This is a genomic window from Moraxella sp. FZLJ2109 (genome assembly GCF_024296965.1).
Lineage (GTDB): Bacteria > Pseudomonadota > Gammaproteobacteria > Pseudomonadales > Moraxellaceae > Moraxella.
Genome location: NZ_CP101112.1, coordinates 1,642,486 through 1,661,035 on the forward strand (window position 1 = coordinate 1,642,486; position 18,550 = coordinate 1,661,035).

The following is an 18,550-nucleotide window of genomic DNA, read 5'->3' on the forward strand; positions in this document are numbered from 1 at the left end:
TGATATTACCAATTAGCAGGAAAATAAGCCATTGAATATAAAAGTTAAGGGGCTGTACTAGATTAGCCTAAATCCCACACCATCTTCTCAATACTTTAAGCTGATTAGATGGTGTACCATAGTTAAAACGAAACTCACATTCTTTGATAAAAAGATGAAAGTGTTTCTTGTCAATGCCATTGTACTTTCTTAAAACACGCTTGGCTTGCGACCAGAAATTCTCAATGCCGTTGATGTGATTATGGTCTTTTGCAAATTCTTTGGAATGGTTAATTCTAAAATGCTTAAAATCACTTACATCAAGAGCATTATAGCTTTTGTAGCAGTCTGTATAAACAATACTATCAGGCTTGATTTTGCTTGTGATGATAGGCATTAGCGTGTTAGTCTTGGTGTCTTTAACCACAACCACAAAGACTTTACCGTTGCGTTTTAAAAGACCGAAAACAGCTGTTTTACTACCAGCGCCACGACCACGCTTGCCTTTGTGAATGCCGCCAAAATAGCTTTCATCAAGCTCTATTTCGCCATCAAACAATTCTTTAGCCTCAAGATTAAGATGGTATTCTATCACAAGTCTGATTTTATGATAGAATAAAGCTGCTGAATTTGGGTGTATTTGTAGTAAATCAGCTGCCGAACGAGCAGTAACTTCAAGTACAAAAAATTCAAGCAGTCTTTTTTGTACTTTTTTACTTAGTTTACAATGGGTTATCTTCATAAAACTAGTATAACATGAGAGTTATTCTAGTACAGCCCCAAAGTTAAACATCATGAGGGAAGCGGTGACCATCGAAATTTCGAACCAACTATCAGAGGTGCTAAGCGTCATTGAGCGCCATCTGGAATCAACGTTGCTGGCCGTGCATTTGTACGGCTCCGCAGTGGATGGCGGCCTGAAGCCATACAGCGATATTGATTTGTTGGTTACTGTGGCCGTAAAGCTTGATGAAACGACGCGGCGAGCATTGCTCAATGATCTTATGGAGGCTTCGGCTTTCCCTGGCGAGAGCGAGACGCTCCGCGCTATAGAAGTCACCCTTGTCGTGCATGACGACATCATCCCGTGGCGTTATCCGGCTAAGCGCGAGCTGCAATTTGGAGAATGGCAGCGCAATGACATTCTTGCGGGTATCTTCGAGCCAGCCATGATCGACATTGATCTAGCTATCCTGCTTACAAAAGCAAGAGAACATAGCGTTGCCTTGGTAGGTCCAGCGGCGGAGGAATTCTTTGACCCGGTTCCTGAACAGGATCTATTCGAGGCGCTGAGGGAAACCTTGAAGCTATGGAACTCGCAGCCCGACTGGGCCGGCGATGAGCGAAATGTAGTGCTTACGTTGTCCCGCATTTGGTACAGCGCAATAACCGGCAAAATCGCGCCGAAGGATGTCGCTGCCGACTGGGCAATGGAGCGCCTGCCGGCCCAGTATCAGCCCGTCTTACTTGAAGCTAAGCAAGCTTATCTTGGACAAGAAGAAGATCACTTGGCCTCACGCGCAGATCAGTTGGAAGAATTTGTTCACTACGTGAAAGGCGAGATCACCAAGGTAGTCGGCAAATAATGTCTAACAATTCGTTCAAGCTGACGCCGCTTCGCGGCGCGGCTTAACTCAAGCGATAAAAATGTCTTGTTTACAATAGAGTGGGATACAGACACGCTTGATATGTTTGGAGATCAGCCATGACAGATCCACTCAAAGCCCTTTTCGGCAAGCCTGATTACTCCCATATCGTAAGGGACACCACGGCCACTATCAGCATCACAGCCGCTGAAATGGCCGCCGCCATGGCTGCAATGCGCCAAGTGCCATACCAATCAGACCGCAGACCATGATGGGATTGAGTGTTTCGCCAAGCAGTGGTACGGCTAGGATACTTGCGATAAATGGGGCAAGATTGGCGATACTACCTGCCTTGAACAGTCCGATTTTCTCCACCGCCTTAGCATAAGTCAGCGTCGCCACAATCACCACAGCGACACCGTGAAATAGCCCCTGTACCGCCAAATGCAGCGGCTTGACATCACCAAACTGTGGCGTCACAAATACCGCATACACAGGCAGATACAGCACCGCCGACCAGATGCCGACACCGCTCATCACTTGCCATGGCGTAAATGACCATTTGCGAAGCAGTACCGAAAACAGCCCCCAGCACACCGCACTGCCAATGAACATCGCATCCCCCACGCCAAAGCCGCCATCTTTTATTGACATCATCACTGTCATCAAAGCCAGCGTGATGACGATGATCGATAGCCCGATACCAGTTTGGCGATCGACTTTTTGCCCGAGCATCAGATAAGCGATCAAAGCGGCGAATAATGGAAAAGTTCCGTTCAAAAACACCACGCCATGCACAACAGGCGCATAAAAAAATCCACTATACACAAACACACAATAGCCAATACTGCCCGACAGTGCCAATAGCACCATGCGATAATCGAACAAAAATCGATAGTCTTTTTTGAGCCATAAAATCGGCATCAAAATCAACGCAGCGATACCAAATCGCATGGCAAGCACATCCCACACTTGGATTTGCCAATAGGCGTTCAGCCGTGCAATCAGGCTAAAACTCCCCCAAATCAGCATGGTGATGAGGGTAAAAAAGTAGCCTTGTTGTTCATCGGTCATCGTGGCAAGTGTTTTCATGCGAATATCTTATAAAATCAGGACTTGCCATTGTAACAGATTATCATTAGGCTGTATATCAAGGCAGGGCGTATCATAGGGCGATCTATCTGATGTGCTTCAAATGTGATCGGCTATGCCAAATCGTTCTAGGCTTATGAATGAATGTGGTTTGAGTTTTTGGCGAGAGTTGTTTATGATAAAATTTGCGATTTCAAGCAATGTGACTGAGTGGTCAAAATCGCCATTTTTGCCCCAAAAAATTGCCCCAAAAGGTTTACAAATTCATACTAAATGTGTACCCTATTCACTAGGTTTTTCTTACATCAAATGATAAAGAGGATTTTATGAAAATATTAGTTGCGGTAAAACGCGTCGTCGATCACAATGTCAAAGTGCGTGTCAAGGCTGACGAAACTGGTGTCGAGCTTGCCAATGCCAAGATGTCTGTCAACCCATTTTGTGAAATCGCCATCGAAGAAGCAGTACGCCTAAAAGAAAAAGGCGTGGCATCTGAGATCATCGCAGTGAGTGTTGGCACAACCCAAGCCCAAGAGCAAATCCGCTCAGCATTGGCATTGGGTGCTGACCGTGGCATTTTGGTTGAGACTGATGCCAAAGCCTATCCGCTACAAGTGGCAAAAATCCTAAAAGGTATCGCCGAACAAGAAGGCGCTCAAATCGTCCTACTGGGCAAACAAGCCATCGATGATGACAATAACCAAACTGGTCAGATGCTGGCAGCACTGATGGGTGTGGGTCAGGGTACTTTTGCATCAGAAGTGGTAGTTGAGGGTGATAAAGTGAATGTCACTCGTGAGATTGATGGCGGTCTGCAAACCGTCGCCTTGCCACTACCTGCGGTGATTACGACCGACTTGCGTCTGAATGAACCACGCTTCCCAAAACTGCCAAACATCATGGCGGCCAAGAAAAAACCACTAGAAACCAAAACGCCAGCGGACTTCGGTGTGGATATGACTTCTAAGCTTGAGACGGTCAAAGTGGTTGCACCAAAAGAGCGTTCAGCAGGTGTCAAAGTGGCTTCAGTTGATGAGCTGATTGACAAACTAAAAAATGAAGCACGCGTCATCTAATACGGTTATTACAGATTAAGGATAAGAATTATGGCAATTTTAGTCTATGCAGAACATGACAATAAAGAATTAAAATCAGCAACACTGGCGACCGTGACCGCTGCGACTCAGATGGGCGGTGATGTGCATCTATTGGTTGCAGGTGCAGACTGTCAAGCAGTCGCTGAACAAGCTGCCAAAGTTGCAGGCGTGAGCAAGGTTTTGGTAGCAGATAACGCTGCCTATGCCAATCAGCTGGCTGAGAATGTCTCGCTATTGGTCAAAGACCTAGCGGCAGGCTATAGCCATATCGTCGCACCAGCGACCACCACAGGCAAGAACTTCCTGCCACGCGTCGCAGCACTGCTGGATGTCAGCATGGTCTCAGACATCACTGCTGTGGTTGATGCCAACACCTTTGAGCGTCCGATCTATGCTGGTAACGCCACCGCCACGGTCAAAACTTCTGAATCAATCGTCATCGTCACAGTCCGCGGCACAGCATTTGAGCCAGCAGAGCTGACTGGCTCAGCTGCCATCGAAGCAGTAGCGACAGCGACCGATGCGGGCAAATCAAGCTTTGTCAAAGAAGAGCTTGCAGTATCTGATCGCCCAGAGCTGACTTCAGCGAGCATCGTCGTCTCAGGTGGTCGTGCACTGGCAAGCGGTGAGAACTTCACCAAATACATCGAGCCACTAGCAGACAAGTTAGGCGCAGCGGTGGGTGCAAGCCGTGCAGCGGTGGATGCAGGCTTTGTACCGAATGACTATCAAGTCGGTCAAACTGGTAAAATCGTCGCCCCAAATCTATACATCGCTGTGGGTATCTCAGGTGCGATTCAGCATTTGGCGGGTATGAAAGACTCTAAGACCATCGTCGCTATCAACAACGACCCAGAAGCACCAATCGCAGGCGTGGCGGACTATTTCCTAGAAGGGGATTTGTTCACTGTCGTGCCAGAGCTGACTGCTAAGCTGTGATTTGATAAACATCAAAAAACCTTGAAACTGTGCTGGTTTCAAGGTTTTTATTTGGTGATTGGCTTAGTATAAGGTTGGTTTGCCTTGTATGCTGATGACCACCAAAAGCACCACGAAAAATGATACGCTGGCTTAATCAATCCACAAAATTAACACTGGCTTATCAATTGTCGAGATTGAAATGGTGAAGCAAAGTAGGATTCACACGGCACGCCATTAATCTAAACTGTTTCAGTGGTGTGTTGTAGCATACTGCCGTACTTAACGAGCTGCTCAACTGATTGTTGACTTTGAAATTGACATTCAGAAATAAAACACTCATAATTAAGTTTTAACATCTATTGATCATCACGAGGTCTGTGATGCTTGATTTGTTTCTCGATTTATTAAAAGCTATTACTTGGCTTGCCATCGCCATTATGCTACTGCCTGTCTTTATTGTAGGGCTGTGGTTGTGTTGGACGATGTTCACCATCTTATTATCATAATTAAATAAATACGACAGTATGGCAGGGTGCGTACAACGCACCACTGAAACTGAGTTTATATTTAGTAATAGCAAGCATTACAGATGGGTTGAGGATAGCCCTGGAGTGGTTTATGGTATCAGAAAAATATAAAGAGAATCAATTTTTTCAAGAGATGAGTTTGTATACGAATGCAATGAATATGAATTTTCAAAAGCTTTATTTTATGCAATTGCTACTTTAGTGATTTATGGATCGCACGGTTGAGAGCAAAAGTACAGCAGAACACACACCACAACCACTTTACAACTGCCCCGACTGTGGATTGATGGTCAAAAACACCACTTCAGGGCGATTAAAAATCCTAGGGATATAGCGTGTCGATTCACGAGCCAGTCCACGACTGACGATGAGCTGTGTCTGCTGACTATGGCTTGATGGGTTGGGCAGTTGATAGCTGCCACCAGCGTATTTTGGCAGGATGCCTTGATTGGGTGCAAATAGCCCATTGATCAGATACGGCAGACGCCACTGCCCACCATGTGCGTGTCCACTGATGACGATGTCAAAAGGATAGCGCGTATAATCGGTGATGTGTTCAGGGCGATGGCTGATTAAGATATTGGGCTTTTGAGCCTTGGCAAGCTGTCCAACCGTCCTGAGATCCTGTGCGAATCGACCGCTGACAGGATCTGACACACCCCAAATCATCACAGGGCTGTCAGCACTGATGGCTTGACCTTGACCATGTAGGATATGGATACCGTATTGGCGGATTTTTTGTTCTATCTGCTGATAGGTGTCATGGGGCAGGTACAGTTCGTGATTGCCATTGACATAATAGACATTGGGCGTGATGGCAGACAGCTGGGATAATAGTACATCTGCGTGCGTCTGTGGCAATACATCATCATAGATATCACCGCCAAGTACGATGGCGTCGATGTGTCGAGATGTCAGGATATCGATGATTTGGCTTTGGTTGTTGCCATAAAAACAGCTGTGCAAATCGGTGATGATGGCAATGCTCAGCGTCTCTGTCGCAGGTGAGCCATGCGGTGCTTGCCAAGTGTAGTGCCGTACGATGATGCGGTCATCGGTCGCGATGATGCTGATGACCAATAAAATCGCAACCGCTATCCAAAACCGAATCGAGCCAAACCAATGACGCATAGTATCTAGCTTTGATACTGTCTTTGGCGGAGCATCTCATAAAAGCAGATACTGCCTGCCACGCCGACATTGAGACTCTCTTGACCACCAGGCTGCGGCAGAGCGATGGCGGTGGCTTGGTTTAGGATGGCGGCTTCGACGCCTTGACCTTCGTGTCCGAGTACCCAAGCGACCTTGCCAGTCAAATCATGATCATAAATCACCTTATCCACATGACTACTGGTGGCATACAGCGGCGTTTTGACAGATGATAGTAGTGCATCAGTGCTCACCTGCTCGATGATGGTCAGCGAAAACTGCGCCCCCATGCCAGCGCGTAGACACTTGGGCGACCAAAGGCTTGCCGACCCTGCCGTGCTGATGATGGTGCTGATACCGACCGATGATGCACTGCGAAGTAGTGTGCCAGCATTGCCTGCGTCCTGTACGCCATTTAGGATTAGGCAGTCATCCGTGATGGTACTGAGTGCCTGTGTTGGCACATCGATGATTGCCATCACATCGACGCCATCGCCTAATGTGCGGATGTCTTTGTAGAGCTTATCGGTGATGGTGAGGATAGCTCGCTCATCCATCTGTGCGATGATGGGTGCAATCTCTGGATGATGGATGGCAGTTTCGCTGACGATCAGCTTGTCCACTGCCAAGCCTTTATCCAAATAAGCGGTCAATAAATGCACGCCTTCAAGCACGGTCTGCATACTTTTTTTGCGAGTACGGTGATTGGTCAGTAGTGCATGAGCGTGTTTGATGGTGGGGTTTTGGGCGGATGAGATGATGGTCATGATATCGTTTTTTTTGATGATAAAAATGCCACAAAAAGGGCGAAAATCTCGCCCTTAATGCTGATGGTCGGTGTTAGGCTGGCTCACCATTTGCCAAGATACCCGCTTTGGCGTGCAATTCTTTGACAAATGCCACTTCTTCGATGGCACCCAGTACCACAGGGATACGCTGATGGATGTGTGTCGGCTCAATCTCCATGATGCGAGCCACGGCATCGGTTGATGCACCGCCTGCTTGTTCAATCACAAAGCTCATCGGATTGGCTTCGTACATTAGGCGTAGTTTGCCTGCTTTACCAGCAATCTTGGTATCAAATGGATACATAAACACACCGCCACGGATCAAGATGCGGTGGACATCAGCAATCATCGCTGCTACCCAGCGCATATTGTAGTCTTTGTTTCGTACGCCTGTATCGCCAGCGACCAGACCATCGATGTATTCTTGGATTGGCGGTAGCCAGTAGTGATGATTTGATGCGTTGATGGCGTATTCGGCGGTGGATTTGGCGATTTGTACGCGTTCATTGATTAGGATGTAGGCTTGGGTATTTGGGTCAAAACTAAACATCGCCACACCATCACCCAAAGTCAGTGCCAACATGGTCGATGTGCCATAGATAAAGTAACCAGCGGCAACTTGGTTTTCACCTTTTTGCAAAAAATCTTCGGCAGTGGCTGTTTTACCGACATTATGATATGGCAAAATCGAGAAAATCGTCCCAACGGTCATGTTGATGTCGATATTGCTTGAGCCATCGAGTGGATCAAACAGCACGAGCAATGAGCCGTCTTCGTTGGCAGGGCTGATGTCGTCAAGCTCTTCGGATGCCACGCCTGCACAGTGTGGATTACGAGTCAAAGCACCTAGCAGCAGGTCATTTGAGATGACATCGAGTTTCTTTTGGGCTTCGCCTTGGACATTTTCGTTACCCGCTTCGCCATGAATGCCAGCCAATGCACCTTTGTCTAGTAGATGGCTGATTGAGATACTGGCGGTGGCAAGCGTGGTCAAAGTGCTGGCAATCTCAGCGGTGGTATGGGCTTGTAGGTAGTCATTGAGTGTCATCATCATGCGTCCTTTGGTGCAGTTGGGCGATTTGGGAGAAAAACTTGGCTAAATTGATAAAAAATGCAATTTTTGCTTTTTAGTTACTGATAAATCGGCTAAACTATACCGTGATTGATACAAGCGAATACAGTGCCAAATTTTCTAAGTTTTTCTATATCGATTTTTTATCATATAAAGCGGATGATGGGCAGAAACCACTGCCGCGATCAGATGCTGATAGTGTAGCAAATTTACGCGATAAATCATAGGTTTTTTGGCTAAAAGCTTGATAAGATTTTTCCCACATCACAGAAGGATTTTCGTATGTCGCAAGCGATGTTATCTGATATTGACGCACGGCTGAATGCGTCTTTGGTGCGTCCCCAACTCAATGAAGACGGGGCGATTCGACACTTTTTGGGTGTGGAAGGGCTCAATCGTGCTCAGCTTGAGAATATCATTGATAAGGCGATGGGTTATTTTGATAAGGACGGTCGGCTGACCAATACCGATGAGCTGTCGGGTCGCACGGTGATGAATTTGTTTTTTGAGCCAAGTACGCGCACGCGCATGACTTTTGAAGCAGCGCAAAAACGCCTTGGGGCAAATGTGCTGAACATCGACATCGCGCGCTCAAGCACCACCAAGGGTGAAAGTCTGCGCGATACGCTGTGGAATCTAGAAGCGATGAGCGCGGATATGTTCGTCGTGCGCCATAATGCATCAGGTGCGGCGCACTTTATGGCGACACAAGTCACGCCAAACATCGCCATCATCAATGCAGGCGACGGCTGGCACGCGCACCCGACCCAAGCGATGCTCGATATGCTGACCATTCATCGCGAAGCGACCAAGCCTTTTGATGAATTATCCGTCGCCATTATCGGTGACATCAAGCACAGCCGCGTGGCTCGCTCAGACATTGCAGCACTAAAGACCTTGGGTGTCAAAGACATTCGCGTGATCGCACCGCGCACGCTACTGCCAAAAGGGATCGAGCGCTATGGTGTGAGCGTCTTTGAAAATATTGATGAAGGCGTGGTGGATTGTGATGTGCTGATCGGTCTGCGCATCCAAAATGAACGCATTGGCTCGCCGTTGTTGGCATCATCGAGCGAGTATTTTAAGGCATATGGCATCACCGATGAGCGCGTGGCAAAGGCGCGCCCAAATGCACTGGTCATGCACCCAGGTCCGATGAACCGCGGTGTCGAGATCGCATCGACCGTGGCGGATGGCCCACAGTCAGTGATTCTAAAGCAGGTCAATAACGGCATTGCGGTGCGCATGGCGGTGATGGCGCTGTCGGTCGCAGGTCAAGATGCTTATAAGGACTTATAAATAAAGTTTGTAAGTAATTAGAATATTTTAACGGATTGTACAGATTTTTAATAAGGCAAATCATGAAAAATTATCTACCAAGCGACTGGCAAACCGTCACTTTTGCAAATAAATTCGATGATGATCATTGGGTGTTTCCACCGATCGTCGATCTGTGCGCGCGTCTGCGTGAACCAGGGCATCAAGCGCATGGCACTTTAAAATCTGAAGGCACGGCTGCGCGCAAAAACGGCATTTTACACATCGTATTGCCGCCTGATACTGACCCAATTTTACAAAATGGCTCGCTGCTAAAAGGGCTTCGCGAAAAAGCCATGCAAGATGGCGGTGTGTATCTGCATATCTTAGGCGCGCTGACCGATGGGCTCAATGGTGAGCAGCCTGCGAATCTAGCAGGTCTTAAGCAAGGCGGTGCGATCGCTGTGACCAATGCCAATTGCGGCTTTGCCAATGATATGGTGATGCTGCGCACGCTAGAATATGCAGCGACTTTTGGGCTCAAAGTGTTCTTTTATCCTGATGAGCCAAGCCTGTCCAAAGGCGGTGTGGCACACGAAGGCTATATCGCATCGTTTCACGGCTTGCAGGGCATTCCTTGGCTGGCTGAGACGGTGGCATTATCCAAGCAACTGCTGATGGTCGAAGAGACAGGCATCAGCGCGCATTTTAGCCAAATCACCTGCCGCACTTCGGTGGAGTTGATCCGCTGGGCGAAATCGCGCGGTCTGCCGATCACTTGTGATGTTGCCATGCATCAGCTGCACCTGACCGATGACGATATCGAAGGCTATGACGCATCGGCATATGTACTGCCACCACTTCGCAGTAATACCGACCAAAAAGCGCTGATCGATGGGCTAAAAGACGGCACAATCGATGCGATCTGTAGCCATCATGAGCCATTGTCATCATCGGCTAAGCAAGCACCGTTTGGCGAAGCGACACCTGGTATCAGTAACTTTGACACCTTTGTGGCATTGGGCGTGAAGCTTGTCAATGATGGCGTGCTGACAGCTGAGCAACTGGTTGAAAAAATCTGCACCAACCCTGCCAAAATCGCAGGCATCACTGATTATCAAGCCATCGGCGGTGCGATCGTGATTGATCCGAAATTATCTTGGCAAGTGGGTGGCGACACCATGTATTCAAAAGGCAAAAACACACCGTTTAGCGGTCAGACGCTGACAGGGCGCGTGGTGGCGACAACTTTTGAATAACCAAACTTTTCAATTATTGATTGAAAAGTTCAATGCCAAAAACCGCTTGCCTTGATGATAAAGGTGGCGGTTTTTTTAATTTATAGTAATTTCACTTCAAAAACCACCAAAACCGTTCGCCCTGAGCTTGTCGAAGGGTAGGCGGTTTTCCGTTATGGTTTGACTTTGCTCACCATGAACGAAACCGATATGATGTATTTTTAATTTGATTAACTATAAATTAAAATAATTTGCTATAAATTTATCATTAATACCAAATCATGCATCGCTTTTAAGTACCGATAAAGTGCTCATAAAAACATTGCATTACTCCAAGCACTTTTGGTATATTTGGCTTTAATCAACAGATAAGGAAATTCCGATGACCACACCATCATTGGCACACATCTTGGCTACCACACCGATTCTACAAGCACCGATGGCAGGGGCGACGAATGTCGATACTGTGATAGCGGCACAGCAAGCAGGGGCATTGGGCGCGCTTGGTGCAGGCATGATGTCGCCTGCCCAAATCCATCAAGCCATCAGTGATATCAAGGCGCGGACAGATGCGCCATTTTGTGTCAATTTGATGGTGCTATCCGACGATGCGACCAGTCAGTATAGCCAAGCGATGCCAACATGGTTAAGCGAGCTGTATCAATCACTAGATGTCGTGCCTAGCCTTGATGATAAGCCTGCGCACAGCTTTGGTGAGCAGTTTCAAGTCTTGCTTGATAATCCTGTGTCGATAGCGAGCTTTACTTTTGGGATTATCAGCACAGGGCAGATGGCGGCGCTTAAGGCGGTCGGCACGCTTGTTATCGGTACGGCGAATCACCCTGATGAAGTGCTGGCGTGGTCAGCACTGGGCGCGGACGCAGTGATCATACAGGGTGCAGAAGCAGGCGGTCATCGCGGCGGCTGGCTGTGTGAGAGCGATATGCCATTGGTATTGGCAGAGTTATTTAGTCAGACTAAGCAGTGCTTAACACAAGAAAATATTGAAACACCAATCATCGTCGCAGGTGGTATCGCTGATCGCGCGCAGGTGGTGCGATATTTATCGGCAGGCGCAGCAGCGGTGGTGGTCGGCACGGCGTTTTTGAGCACGGTTGAGTCTTGTATTTCGCCAATTTGGAAACAGCGACTGCTGGCAGGCGGTGAGACTCAGCTGACGCGGCTGTATTCGGGCAAATTGGCGCGTGGCTTGGTGACAGAATATATGCAGCAGTTCGCGCATCTAGATGGACTTGAGCGACATGACCAGCTGCCAGTGTATCCGACGCTGAACGCCATGACCAAATCCTTGCGCGTGCACGGCACTAAGACTGCCAATAGTGAGCTGATGAGCCTATGGGCAGGGGCGAATGTCGGCGCGTGCCGTGATGAGACGATGGCGGCATTAGTGGGGCGGTTGGTTATGTAGGGTGGTTGGGTATTGGAGGGTGTTTTATCGTATTCATTCCATTTTTCATAAACCCCCTCCCAGCCTCCCCCCCCTTTTTTTTTAAAAAGGGGAGGAGTGGTATCTTGCAGGCTGATGTTTGCAAAAGGACGCTCCCTCCCCTTAATTAAGAGGAGGGCTGGGCTGGGGTTTATTGGTAGATATTTTATAATTTTCAACCACAAAAAATCCACCGTTCACACAGTGGATTTTATATTGCTCATTCTATTCAATCATGAATATAGCCCTTGCCTTCATCGGTGGCAAACACAGGATGATCGGCATTGGGGATGGCTTTGCGTAGCAGCAGATAACCTGCGATACCTGAGATGATCGAGCCTAGAATAATGCCAAGTCGCGGATCGAAGCCTTCAGGAATACCGCCAAAGGCAAGCCCTGAGATGAACAAGCTCATCGTAAAGCCGATACCGCACAGCAAGGACACGCCGTAGATTTGCTTCATATTTGTGCCTGTTGGTAGGCTTGCCAAGCCAAGCTTTAGGCAAAGTAGCACCGCCGCCATCACGCCGACTTGCTTACCGATGAACAGACCTGCCGCGATGCCCAGTGGCACAGGATGTAGCAGCGTATCGATGCTTGTGCCTGCCAGACTGATACCGGCATTGGCAAAGGCGAATAATGGCAAAATACCAAACGCCACTGTCCCGTGCAAATCATGTTCCAGCTCTTCAAGCGGTGAATGTTCAGGGTCGTGTTTGTTGCGCAGTGGAATAAAAAATGCCAATAGCACGCCTGCCAAAGTTGCGTGTACCCCTGATTTGAGCATCGCTGCCCACATGATAAGACCGATGAGCAGATAAGGTGTCAGACGCACCACACCCATTTTGTTCAACAGATACAAAATTGGCAAGCAGACCGCCGCCACACCCAATGAAAATAGGGATAAATCAGCCGTATAAAATAGCGCAATGATGATGATCGCACCCAAGTCATCAAAAATTGCAATCGACACTAAAAATACCTTCAAGGCATTTGGCACGCGATTGCCCAAAAGGCTAATCACACCCAAGGCAAAAGCAATATCAGTCGCCGCAGGGATCGCCCAGCCTGCCAACTGCTCAGGATTTTGGTAGTTGAATGCGGCATAAATCAGCGCAGGGGCGATCATACCACCGACAGCCGCCAAGGCAGGCATCAAAATTTGCTTGACATCAGCAAGCTCACCGATCAGTGCTTCGCGCTTAAGCTCAAGCCCAACCAAGAAAAAGAAAATCGCCATCAAGCCATCATTGATCCAGTGGTGCGCATCTTTGGCGATCTCAAACGCGCCGATCTGCACCACCACAGGCGCATGGATAAAAGCATGATATAAATCGTGCAAAGGCGAGTTGGCGACGATCATCGCAAGGATGGCAGCCAAGGCAAGCACGATACCGCCAGCCGCTTCTAATTGTAAGAATTTTTTAATTTGGGCGAACATTGCTACTTCCTACTTCGTGTCTCGTCAAGGTTGGTTTGGCTTTGGCGTGATGGATTTATGATAAGATACCAAAGCGTTGATTGTTTTAGAATTACAATTCGTTCAGCGAATCTTGTCAAATTTGCATAAAAAGTTATTAATTAACGCCAATGTATCAAAAAATCAGCGTATAATAAAGTATTTTTTACATTTTACAGCATTTGGGAAGTAAATCTGTGATGGATATTCAATTGGGATTTGAGATTTTGGTGATGCTGTTTGGCGTGGCGATGTTGGCAGGCTTTGTCGATGCGATGGCAGGTGGCGGCGGGCTTTTGACCATTCCTGCTCTTTTGCTGTCGGGTGTGCCACCCATTGCCACCCTTGCTACCAATAAGCTGCAAGCTTCAGCAGGTTCGTTCTCGGCAAGTCTCACCATGATCAAAAAAGGTGTGGTGCGCCCTTATAAGATCAAATGGGCGATTTTGGCGGCGTTTATTGGTTCAGCGATCGCCACCGTCTTGGTGCAGCTGTCGCCACCTGAGATGCTTAAGGTCATCATTCCGTTTTTGGTTGCAGGCGTGGGGCTTTATACGCTGTTTGCCCCAAGTCTTGGCGAGATCGAAAGTGCGCCCAAACTGAGCCAATCCACTTGGCAAAAGACCATTGTGCCGGTGATTGGCTTTTATGATGGTTATCTTGGACCAGGGACAGGGACATTTTTTGCGCTGTCTAATGTTGCGCTGCGTGGCATGGATTTGATCCGCGCAACAGGTGTGGCAAAGCTTTTGAATTTCTCAACCAACATTGCAAGCTTGATTTTCTTTATCTTAGGCGGTCAGGTGCTGTGGAAAGTGGGCTTTGTGATGATGGCAGGGCAAATCATTGGGGCGTTTTGTGGTTCGCAGATGGTGGTCAAAGGCGGTGCGAAATTTATCCGCCCTGTGATTGTGCTGATGTGCTTTGCGATGGTGGTGCGCTATGTGTTTTGGTGAGTGATTGTTAAGATTATTTGGGGTAATTATTGGGTGCGCCCACGCACCAATGCGCTATAAGCATTTGATTTTTAAAATAAAATTTAATAAAATCTTGGAAAAATTGATATATCGACTGTCTTAACGGCGCGTATAACACACCTTGCTGTTCTGCGCCCTATAATTCTTGATTTGCATAATAATTTTTATTAAAAAATCTAATTATCCCACCTAATTTTTCAATTCATCCATCACTGATGAAACAGCTCAAAACACACTTGCCGCAGCCATCGATTGTCCGAATTTTTGTGCATACGCGCGTGCCAGTGCTGCTTGACATCAAAGCCTGATAACTTAAACGGTAGCGGATAAATCCGACAGCCTGCATCATCAAGTAAGAACCCAAGTTTTTCAGGGACGGTTGCGATCAGATCGGTATTTTTCACCACTGCATCCACGCCCAGATAGCCTGGCATACGCATCCGAATGTTGCGCGTGACGCCAAGCCGTTGAATTTCATTTTCTGCCATATAATGCCCCGTACCGCTCGGGACGATCTCTAGGTGATTTTCGCGTTCATAATCTTGTAAAGACAAGCTCTCAGCGATACGCGGATGATCATGCCGTACCAATGCCACATAGTGCTGATGAAACAGCGTCTGCTGATAAAATCCTGCTTCTAACTGCGGAATAAAACCAATCGCCAAATCAATCTGACCGCTACTCATCAGTGTCGGTGTCGCCGCATCGATCGGTACGACATTTAGGCAGATGTGCGGCGCGTGCGTGTGCAGATAGGCGGCAAGCTTCGGCACAAGCTGCAGATGGCTAATATCAGTCAGCCCAAGCGTGAAAGTGCGCGTCGAGATGGCAGGGTCAAAGGCGCGGCGGTAGTCATTGATGAGTCTGACTTGCTCGAGCGTCTGTGTGATCAGGGGTGCAAGCTCTTTGGCGAACTCAGTTGGCAGCATCTGATGACCGACGCGCACGAACAGCTGATTGTCAAAATGCTTACGCAGCTTGCTCAGTCCGATACTCGCAGCAGGCTGTCCGATGTCAAGACTGGCTGCGGCGTGGGAGATATTCTCATGGGTATAAATGGCATGAAACAGCTGTAGCAGGCGGATATCTAAGGTGTGAGCCATGGCACTCTCAAAGGGTGGGTGTGTGCGTATTGTAGCATGAGTATTAAAGTTATTAATAATATTTATTGTGCATGGCGCATGGATGGCATTCGGCGAGTTTGGTATAATTTGCCAGACCACAAAAAAGTGCCAAACCAAGGAGTAAAACATGGATTTACAATTAGGTCGTCTGGAAGATTTACCACAAGCATATCGTGATGAATTGGAACAAAATAATTTAGTACCGCTGTGGCCAAGCCTACGCGATGTCATGCCGCCTATCACCCCACGCCCAAAATCCGTCGCCACCGTCTGGCCGTATCAGGACATCCGCCCACTACTCATGCAAGCAGGTGAGCTGACACCGATTGAAAAAGCCGAACGCCGCGTACTTGTGCTATCTAATCCAGGTCTTGACATCACCACCATGCGCGCAAGCCCTGTGATTTATCTGGGTATGCAGCTGATCCTACCAGGTGAGATCGCACCAAACCATCGCCACACGCCAAATGCTGTGCGCCTGATCGTCGAAGGTCAGGGCGGCTACACGACGGTCGCAGGTGAAAAATGCCCAATGGAGCATGGCGATCTGATCTTGACACCATCGGGCATGTGGCATGAGCACGGACACGAAGGCGATGAGCCTGTGGTGTGGCTAGATATCCTAGATTTGCCGTTGGTGTACTATGCTGAAGCAACTTATGTCGAAGAAGGCGATGACCAAGTCACGCGCAAAGTCGCTAATGAGCCTGTGTATCAAGGCGGTATTGTCCCTGTCAAGCACTTTGAGCGCAGTCAAGCTGCCTACCCAATCCTACGCTACCGCTGGGAAGATGCCAAGCGCGCGCTAGAAAATATCGCCGCAACCGAGCCTGATACCGACATCGTGCAGGTGGCGTATGTCAATCCAGAAACAGGCGAAGATTGCCAAAAAATCATCGGCTACAGCGCCATCATGCTGCGCCCACATGAAACCGTACATCTCAAACTTCGCTCAGCTGCACAAGTCTTTCACATGATCGACGGTCAAGTATCGCTGATGGTAGATGATAAGGCAATGTCACTGACGCGCTCAGATACCGCAGTGTCGCCTGCCTTTGCACATACGAGCCTGACCAACCTAAGCGATCAGCCAAGCTTTGTGTTCGTCGCTGATGAAGCGCCATTTCAAAAGAAACTGGGGCTGTACAGCGAGCGCGATCGTGCGGATGGCAAATAAAAATTCATCCATTCACCACTGTTTTAACCGACAATAATAAGGCATAATAATATGTTAAAACTGTATAACTTTTTTCGCAGCGGCACATCGCACCGCACGCGCATCGCGCTCAATCTTAAGGGGCTTGAGTATGAATATCTGCCGATCAGCCTTGGTAAATATGAAAACAAAAGCGATGCCTATAAAGCGATTAATCCGCAAGGTTTAGTCCCTGCATTGGTGCTAGAAAGTGGCGAAGTACTGACCCAAAGCGTCGCCATCATCGAGTGGCTCGAAGAAGTCTATCCGCAGTCGTCACTACTGCCAAAAGATCCAATCGCGCGCGCTCGTGTGCGTGCATTGGCGGCGATCATCGGCTGTGATATTCATCCGATCAATAATAAGAGAATTTTAGAATATCTAAAATTAGAGCTTGGTCAAGATGATGATGTCACGGCGGCATGGACAGCTGAGTGGATTCATGCAGGCTTTAGTGCGCTTGAGACTTTACTTGCCAAAGATACCGCGCGCCACAAGGGATTTTGCTTTGGTGATACGCCGACACTTGCCGATGCCTATCTGATTCCGCAGGTGTATTCAGCGCGCCGTTTCGGGGTGGATTTATCCGCTTATCCGAATATTGTCGCCATCGATGCGCATTGCAATAGTTTAGATGCCTTTAAAAAAGCGCATCCTGATAACCAAATCGATACGCCAAAAATTTAAACCATAGTCTAAAAATTCAAAATAAAACTGCGTTAGCTCGTCTTGCTGTACTACTTGTACTATCTGCGACTCGCCGGCTAGTCTTATTTTGATTTTAACGACCATATAACTTTAATGCTTAAAAATCTACAATCAAGGAGAAAACCAATGTCATATGTATTTGAACCTGTCAAAACTGTCGGTCTAGCCATCAATGGCACGGATGACCAATTCCCAGTGCGCCGCGTGTACTGCGTCGGTCGTAACTATGCCGCGCACGCTCGCGAGATGGGCTTTGATCCTGATCGCGAACCACCATTTTTCTTCTGCAAGCCAAACGATCCTGAATCTATCGTGCCTGTGCCAGCAGGTGTGGCGATTGATTTGCCTTATCCTGATCAGACCAATAATTATCACTATGAGATTGAATTGGTTGTCGCGATTGGTAAAGGTGGTAAAAATATTTCTGTCGAAGATGCTGCCAAACACATCTTTGGCTATGCAGTCGGTCTTGACATGACACGCCGCGACCTGCAGATGAAAATGCGCGAAATGGGTCGCCCTTGGGAAATTGGTAAAGCATTTGATTATTCATCGCCAATCGGCATGATTCACCCAATCAGTGAAACTGGCGAAATCAATAAAGGTGAGATTCACCTAACCGTCAATGGCGAAACCAAGCAAAAAAGCGGCATCGATTTTCTGATTTGGAATGTCGCTGAGACCATCAGCAAATTATCAGAACTGTTTGAACTACAAGCAGGTGATTTGATCTTCACAGGTACGCCTGAAGGGGTTGGTGCTGTGGTCAAAGGCGATGTGATGCAAGCAGACATCGCAGGATTGACGGGCATCACGGTTAATGTGAAGTAATTTTATCATTAGATTTCCTGCAAAACTAGGTTTTCCGTTCGCCCTGAGCTTGTCGAAGGGTAGGAAAACCGTTATGGTTCGACAAGCTCGCCACAAACGGTTT

At 47.8% G+C, this 18,550-nt stretch carries 17 protein-coding genes and 1 pseudogene; 11 read left to right on the forward strand and 7 right to left on the reverse strand.

Annotation, left to right across the window (positions count from 1 at the left end; genetic code table 11):
• Window positions 1-67: 67 nt before the first annotated feature.
• On the reverse strand, window positions 68-721 hold the full coding sequence (locus NKU06_RS07980; protein ID WP_254729149.1) for an IS1595 family transposase: 654 nt from the start codon (window positions 719-721) through the stop codon (window positions 68-70).
• A gap of 52 nt (window positions 722-773) precedes the next feature.
• On the opposite strand from NKU06_RS07980, the pseudogene NKU06_RS07985 reads away from it, so the two are divergent.
• Window positions 774-1,612: pseudogene (locus tag NKU06_RS07985) on the forward strand (AadA family aminoglycoside 3''-O-nucleotidyltransferase).
• A 151-nt stretch (window positions 1,613-1,763) separates the two neighbouring features.
• On the opposite strand, the gene NKU06_RS07990 reads toward NKU06_RS07985, so the two are convergent.
• On the reverse strand, window positions 1,764-2,639 hold the full coding sequence (locus NKU06_RS07990) for a DMT family transporter (RefSeq protein WP_254732185.1): 876 nt from the start codon (window positions 2,637-2,639) through the stop codon (window positions 1,764-1,766).
• 344 nt (window positions 2,640-2,983) lie between these two features.
• Here NKU06_RS07990 and NKU06_RS07995 point away from each other — a divergent pair, with 344 nt between their 5' ends.
• The 3 genes from NKU06_RS07995 to NKU06_RS11640 all read left to right on the forward strand — a co-directional run bounded on the left by NKU06_RS07995 (window position 2,984) and on the right by NKU06_RS11640 (window position 5,181).
• Window positions 2,984-3,733, forward strand: coding sequence for an electron transfer flavoprotein subunit beta/FixA family protein (locus tag NKU06_RS07995; protein WP_254729871.1), 750 nt, complete (start codon window positions 2,984-2,986; stop codon window positions 3,731-3,733).
• A 30-nt stretch (window positions 3,734-3,763) separates the two neighbouring features.
• The gene (locus tag NKU06_RS08000; RefSeq protein ID WP_254729873.1) at window positions 3,764-4,693 is read left to right on the forward strand and encodes an electron transfer flavoprotein subunit alpha/FixB family protein; all 930 of its coding nucleotides are present in this window, start codon (window positions 3,764-3,766) and stop codon (window positions 4,691-4,693) included.
• 362 nt (window positions 4,694-5,055) lie between these two features.
• Window positions 5,056-5,181 carry a hypothetical protein gene (locus NKU06_RS11640; protein ID WP_256521235.1) on the forward strand — a complete coding sequence of 42 codons (126 nt, stop codon included), beginning with the start codon at window positions 5,056-5,058 and terminating at the stop codon, window positions 5,179-5,181.
• Between the two features lie 282 nt (window positions 5,182-5,463).
• On the opposite strand, the gene NKU06_RS08005 is transcribed toward NKU06_RS11640, so the two are convergent.
• The 3 genes from NKU06_RS08005 to NKU06_RS08015 form a co-directional block, all read right to left on the reverse strand.
• Window positions 5,464-6,333, reverse strand: a complete 870-nt coding sequence (locus tag NKU06_RS08005) for a metallophosphoesterase (protein ID WP_254729875.1) — start codon at window positions 6,331-6,333, stop codon at window positions 5,464-5,466.
• 5 nt (window positions 6,334-6,338) lie between these two features.
• Window positions 6,339-7,118 (reverse strand): RNA methyltransferase, encoded by a 780-nt coding sequence (locus NKU06_RS08010; RefSeq protein ID WP_254729877.1) that lies wholly within the window; start codon window positions 7,116-7,118, stop codon window positions 6,339-6,341.
• Window positions 7,119-7,191: 73 nt separating this feature from the next.
• Window positions 7,192-8,190 (reverse strand): class 1 fructose-bisphosphatase, encoded by a 999-nt coding sequence (locus NKU06_RS08015; protein ID WP_254729879.1) that lies wholly within the window; start codon window positions 8,188-8,190, stop codon window positions 7,192-7,194.
• A gap of 303 nt (window positions 8,191-8,493) precedes the next feature.
• Between NKU06_RS08015 and NKU06_RS08020 the strand changes: the two genes are divergently transcribed.
• The 3 genes from NKU06_RS08020 to NKU06_RS08030 all read left to right on the forward strand — a co-directional run bounded on the left by NKU06_RS08020 (window position 8,494) and on the right by NKU06_RS08030 (window position 12,135).
• Complete coding sequence (locus tag NKU06_RS08020) at window positions 8,494-9,510, forward strand: aspartate carbamoyltransferase catalytic subunit (RefSeq protein WP_254729881.1); 1,017 nt, start codon at window positions 8,494-8,496, stop codon at window positions 9,508-9,510.
• 62 nt (window positions 9,511-9,572) lie between these two features.
• On the forward strand, window positions 9,573-10,727 hold the full coding sequence (locus NKU06_RS08025; protein WP_254729883.1) for a dihydroorotase: 1,155 nt from the start codon (window positions 9,573-9,575) through the stop codon (window positions 10,725-10,727).
• Window positions 10,728-11,088: 361 nt separating this feature from the next.
• The gene (locus tag NKU06_RS08030; RefSeq protein ID WP_254729885.1) at window positions 11,089-12,135 is read left to right on the forward strand and encodes a nitronate monooxygenase family protein; all 1,047 of its coding nucleotides are present in this window, start codon (window positions 11,089-11,091) and stop codon (window positions 12,133-12,135) included.
• Between the two features lie 247 nt (window positions 12,136-12,382).
• Here NKU06_RS08030 and nhaA read toward each other — a convergent pair whose 3' ends face one another.
• On the reverse strand, window positions 12,383-13,594 hold the full coding sequence (nhaA, locus tag NKU06_RS08035; protein WP_253223208.1) for a Na+/H+ antiporter NhaA: 1,212 nt from the start codon (window positions 13,592-13,594) through the stop codon (window positions 12,383-12,385).
• Between the two features lie 218 nt (window positions 13,595-13,812).
• On the opposite strand from nhaA, the gene NKU06_RS08040 reads away from it, so the two are divergent.
• Window positions 13,813-14,568: a TSUP family transporter gene (locus NKU06_RS08040; RefSeq protein WP_254732187.1), complete on the forward strand. Its 756-nt coding sequence runs from the start codon at window positions 13,813-13,815 to the stop codon at window positions 14,566-14,568.
• A gap of 230 nt (window positions 14,569-14,798) precedes the next feature.
• Here NKU06_RS08040 and NKU06_RS08045 read toward each other — a convergent pair whose 3' ends face one another.
• Window positions 14,799-15,692, reverse strand: coding sequence for a LysR family transcriptional regulator (locus NKU06_RS08045; RefSeq protein WP_254729887.1), 894 nt, complete (start codon window positions 15,690-15,692; stop codon window positions 14,799-14,801).
• A gap of 148 nt (window positions 15,693-15,840) precedes the next feature.
• Here NKU06_RS08045 and NKU06_RS08050 point away from each other — a divergent pair, with 148 nt between their 5' ends.
• From NKU06_RS08050 to NKU06_RS08060, 3 genes are all read left to right on the forward strand, one after another.
• Entirely contained in the window at window positions 15,841-16,890 is a 1,050-nt protein-coding gene (locus NKU06_RS08050) for a cupin domain-containing protein (RefSeq protein ID WP_253223210.1), read from the forward strand.
• 51 nt (window positions 16,891-16,941) lie between these two features.
• Window positions 16,942-17,595 (forward strand): maleylacetoacetate isomerase, encoded by a 654-nt coding sequence (gene maiA, locus NKU06_RS08055; protein WP_254729889.1) that lies wholly within the window; start codon window positions 16,942-16,944, stop codon window positions 17,593-17,595.
• A gap of 147 nt (window positions 17,596-17,742) precedes the next feature.
• Entirely contained in the window at window positions 17,743-18,447 is a 705-nt protein-coding gene (locus NKU06_RS08060) for a fumarylacetoacetate hydrolase family protein (protein ID WP_254729891.1), read from the forward strand.
• Window positions 18,448-18,550 lie beyond the last annotated feature (103 nt).

Excerpts from the sequence above, each read along its gene's own strand:
- NKU06_RS07980 (WP_254729149.1), bottom strand. The coding sequence starts at position 721 with ATGAAGATAACCCATTGTAAACTAAGTAAAAAAGTACAAAAAAGACTG.
- NKU06_RS07990 (WP_254732185.1), bottom strand. The coding sequence starts at position 2,639 with ATGACCGATGAACAACAAGGCTACTTTTTTACCCTCATCACCATGCTG.
- NKU06_RS07995 (WP_254729871.1), top strand. The coding sequence starts at position 2,984 with ATGAAAATATTAGTTGCGGTAAAACGCGTCGTCGATCACAATGTCAAA.
- NKU06_RS08000 (WP_254729873.1), top strand. The coding sequence starts at position 3,764 with ATGGCAATTTTAGTCTATGCAGAACATGACAATAAAGAATTAAAATCA.
- NKU06_RS11640 (WP_256521235.1), top strand. The coding sequence starts at position 5,056 with ATGCTTGATTTGTTTCTCGATTTATTAAAAGCTATTACTTGGCTTGCC.
- NKU06_RS08005 (WP_254729875.1), bottom strand. The coding sequence starts at position 6,333 with ATGCGTCATTGGTTTGGCTCGATTCGGTTTTGGATAGCGGTTGCGATT.
- NKU06_RS08010 (WP_254729877.1), bottom strand. The coding sequence starts at position 7,118 with ATGACCATCATCTCATCCGCCCAAAACCCCACCATCAAACACGCTCAT.
- NKU06_RS08015 (WP_254729879.1), bottom strand. The coding sequence starts at position 8,190 with ATGATGACACTCAATGACTACCTACAAGCCCATACCACCGCTGAGATT.
- NKU06_RS08020 (WP_254729881.1), top strand. The coding sequence starts at position 8,494 with ATGTCGCAAGCGATGTTATCTGATATTGACGCACGGCTGAATGCGTCT.
- NKU06_RS08025 (WP_254729883.1), top strand. The coding sequence starts at position 9,573 with ATGAAAAATTATCTACCAAGCGACTGGCAAACCGTCACTTTTGCAAAT.
- NKU06_RS08030 (WP_254729885.1), top strand. The coding sequence starts at position 11,089 with ATGACCACACCATCATTGGCACACATCTTGGCTACCACACCGATTCTA.
- nhaA (WP_253223208.1), bottom strand. The coding sequence starts at position 13,594 with ATGTTCGCCCAAATTAAAAAATTCTTACAATTAGAAGCGGCTGGCGGT.
- NKU06_RS08040 (WP_254732187.1), top strand. The coding sequence starts at position 13,813 with ATGGATATTCAATTGGGATTTGAGATTTTGGTGATGCTGTTTGGCGTG.
- NKU06_RS08045 (WP_254729887.1), bottom strand. The coding sequence starts at position 15,692 with ATGGCTCACACCTTAGATATCCGCCTGCTACAGCTGTTTCATGCCATT.
- NKU06_RS08050 (WP_253223210.1), top strand. The coding sequence starts at position 15,841 with ATGGATTTACAATTAGGTCGTCTGGAAGATTTACCACAAGCATATCGT.
- maiA (WP_254729889.1), top strand. The coding sequence starts at position 16,942 with ATGTTAAAACTGTATAACTTTTTTCGCAGCGGCACATCGCACCGCACG.
- NKU06_RS08060 (WP_254729891.1), top strand. The coding sequence starts at position 17,743 with ATGTCATATGTATTTGAACCTGTCAAAACTGTCGGTCTAGCCATCAAT.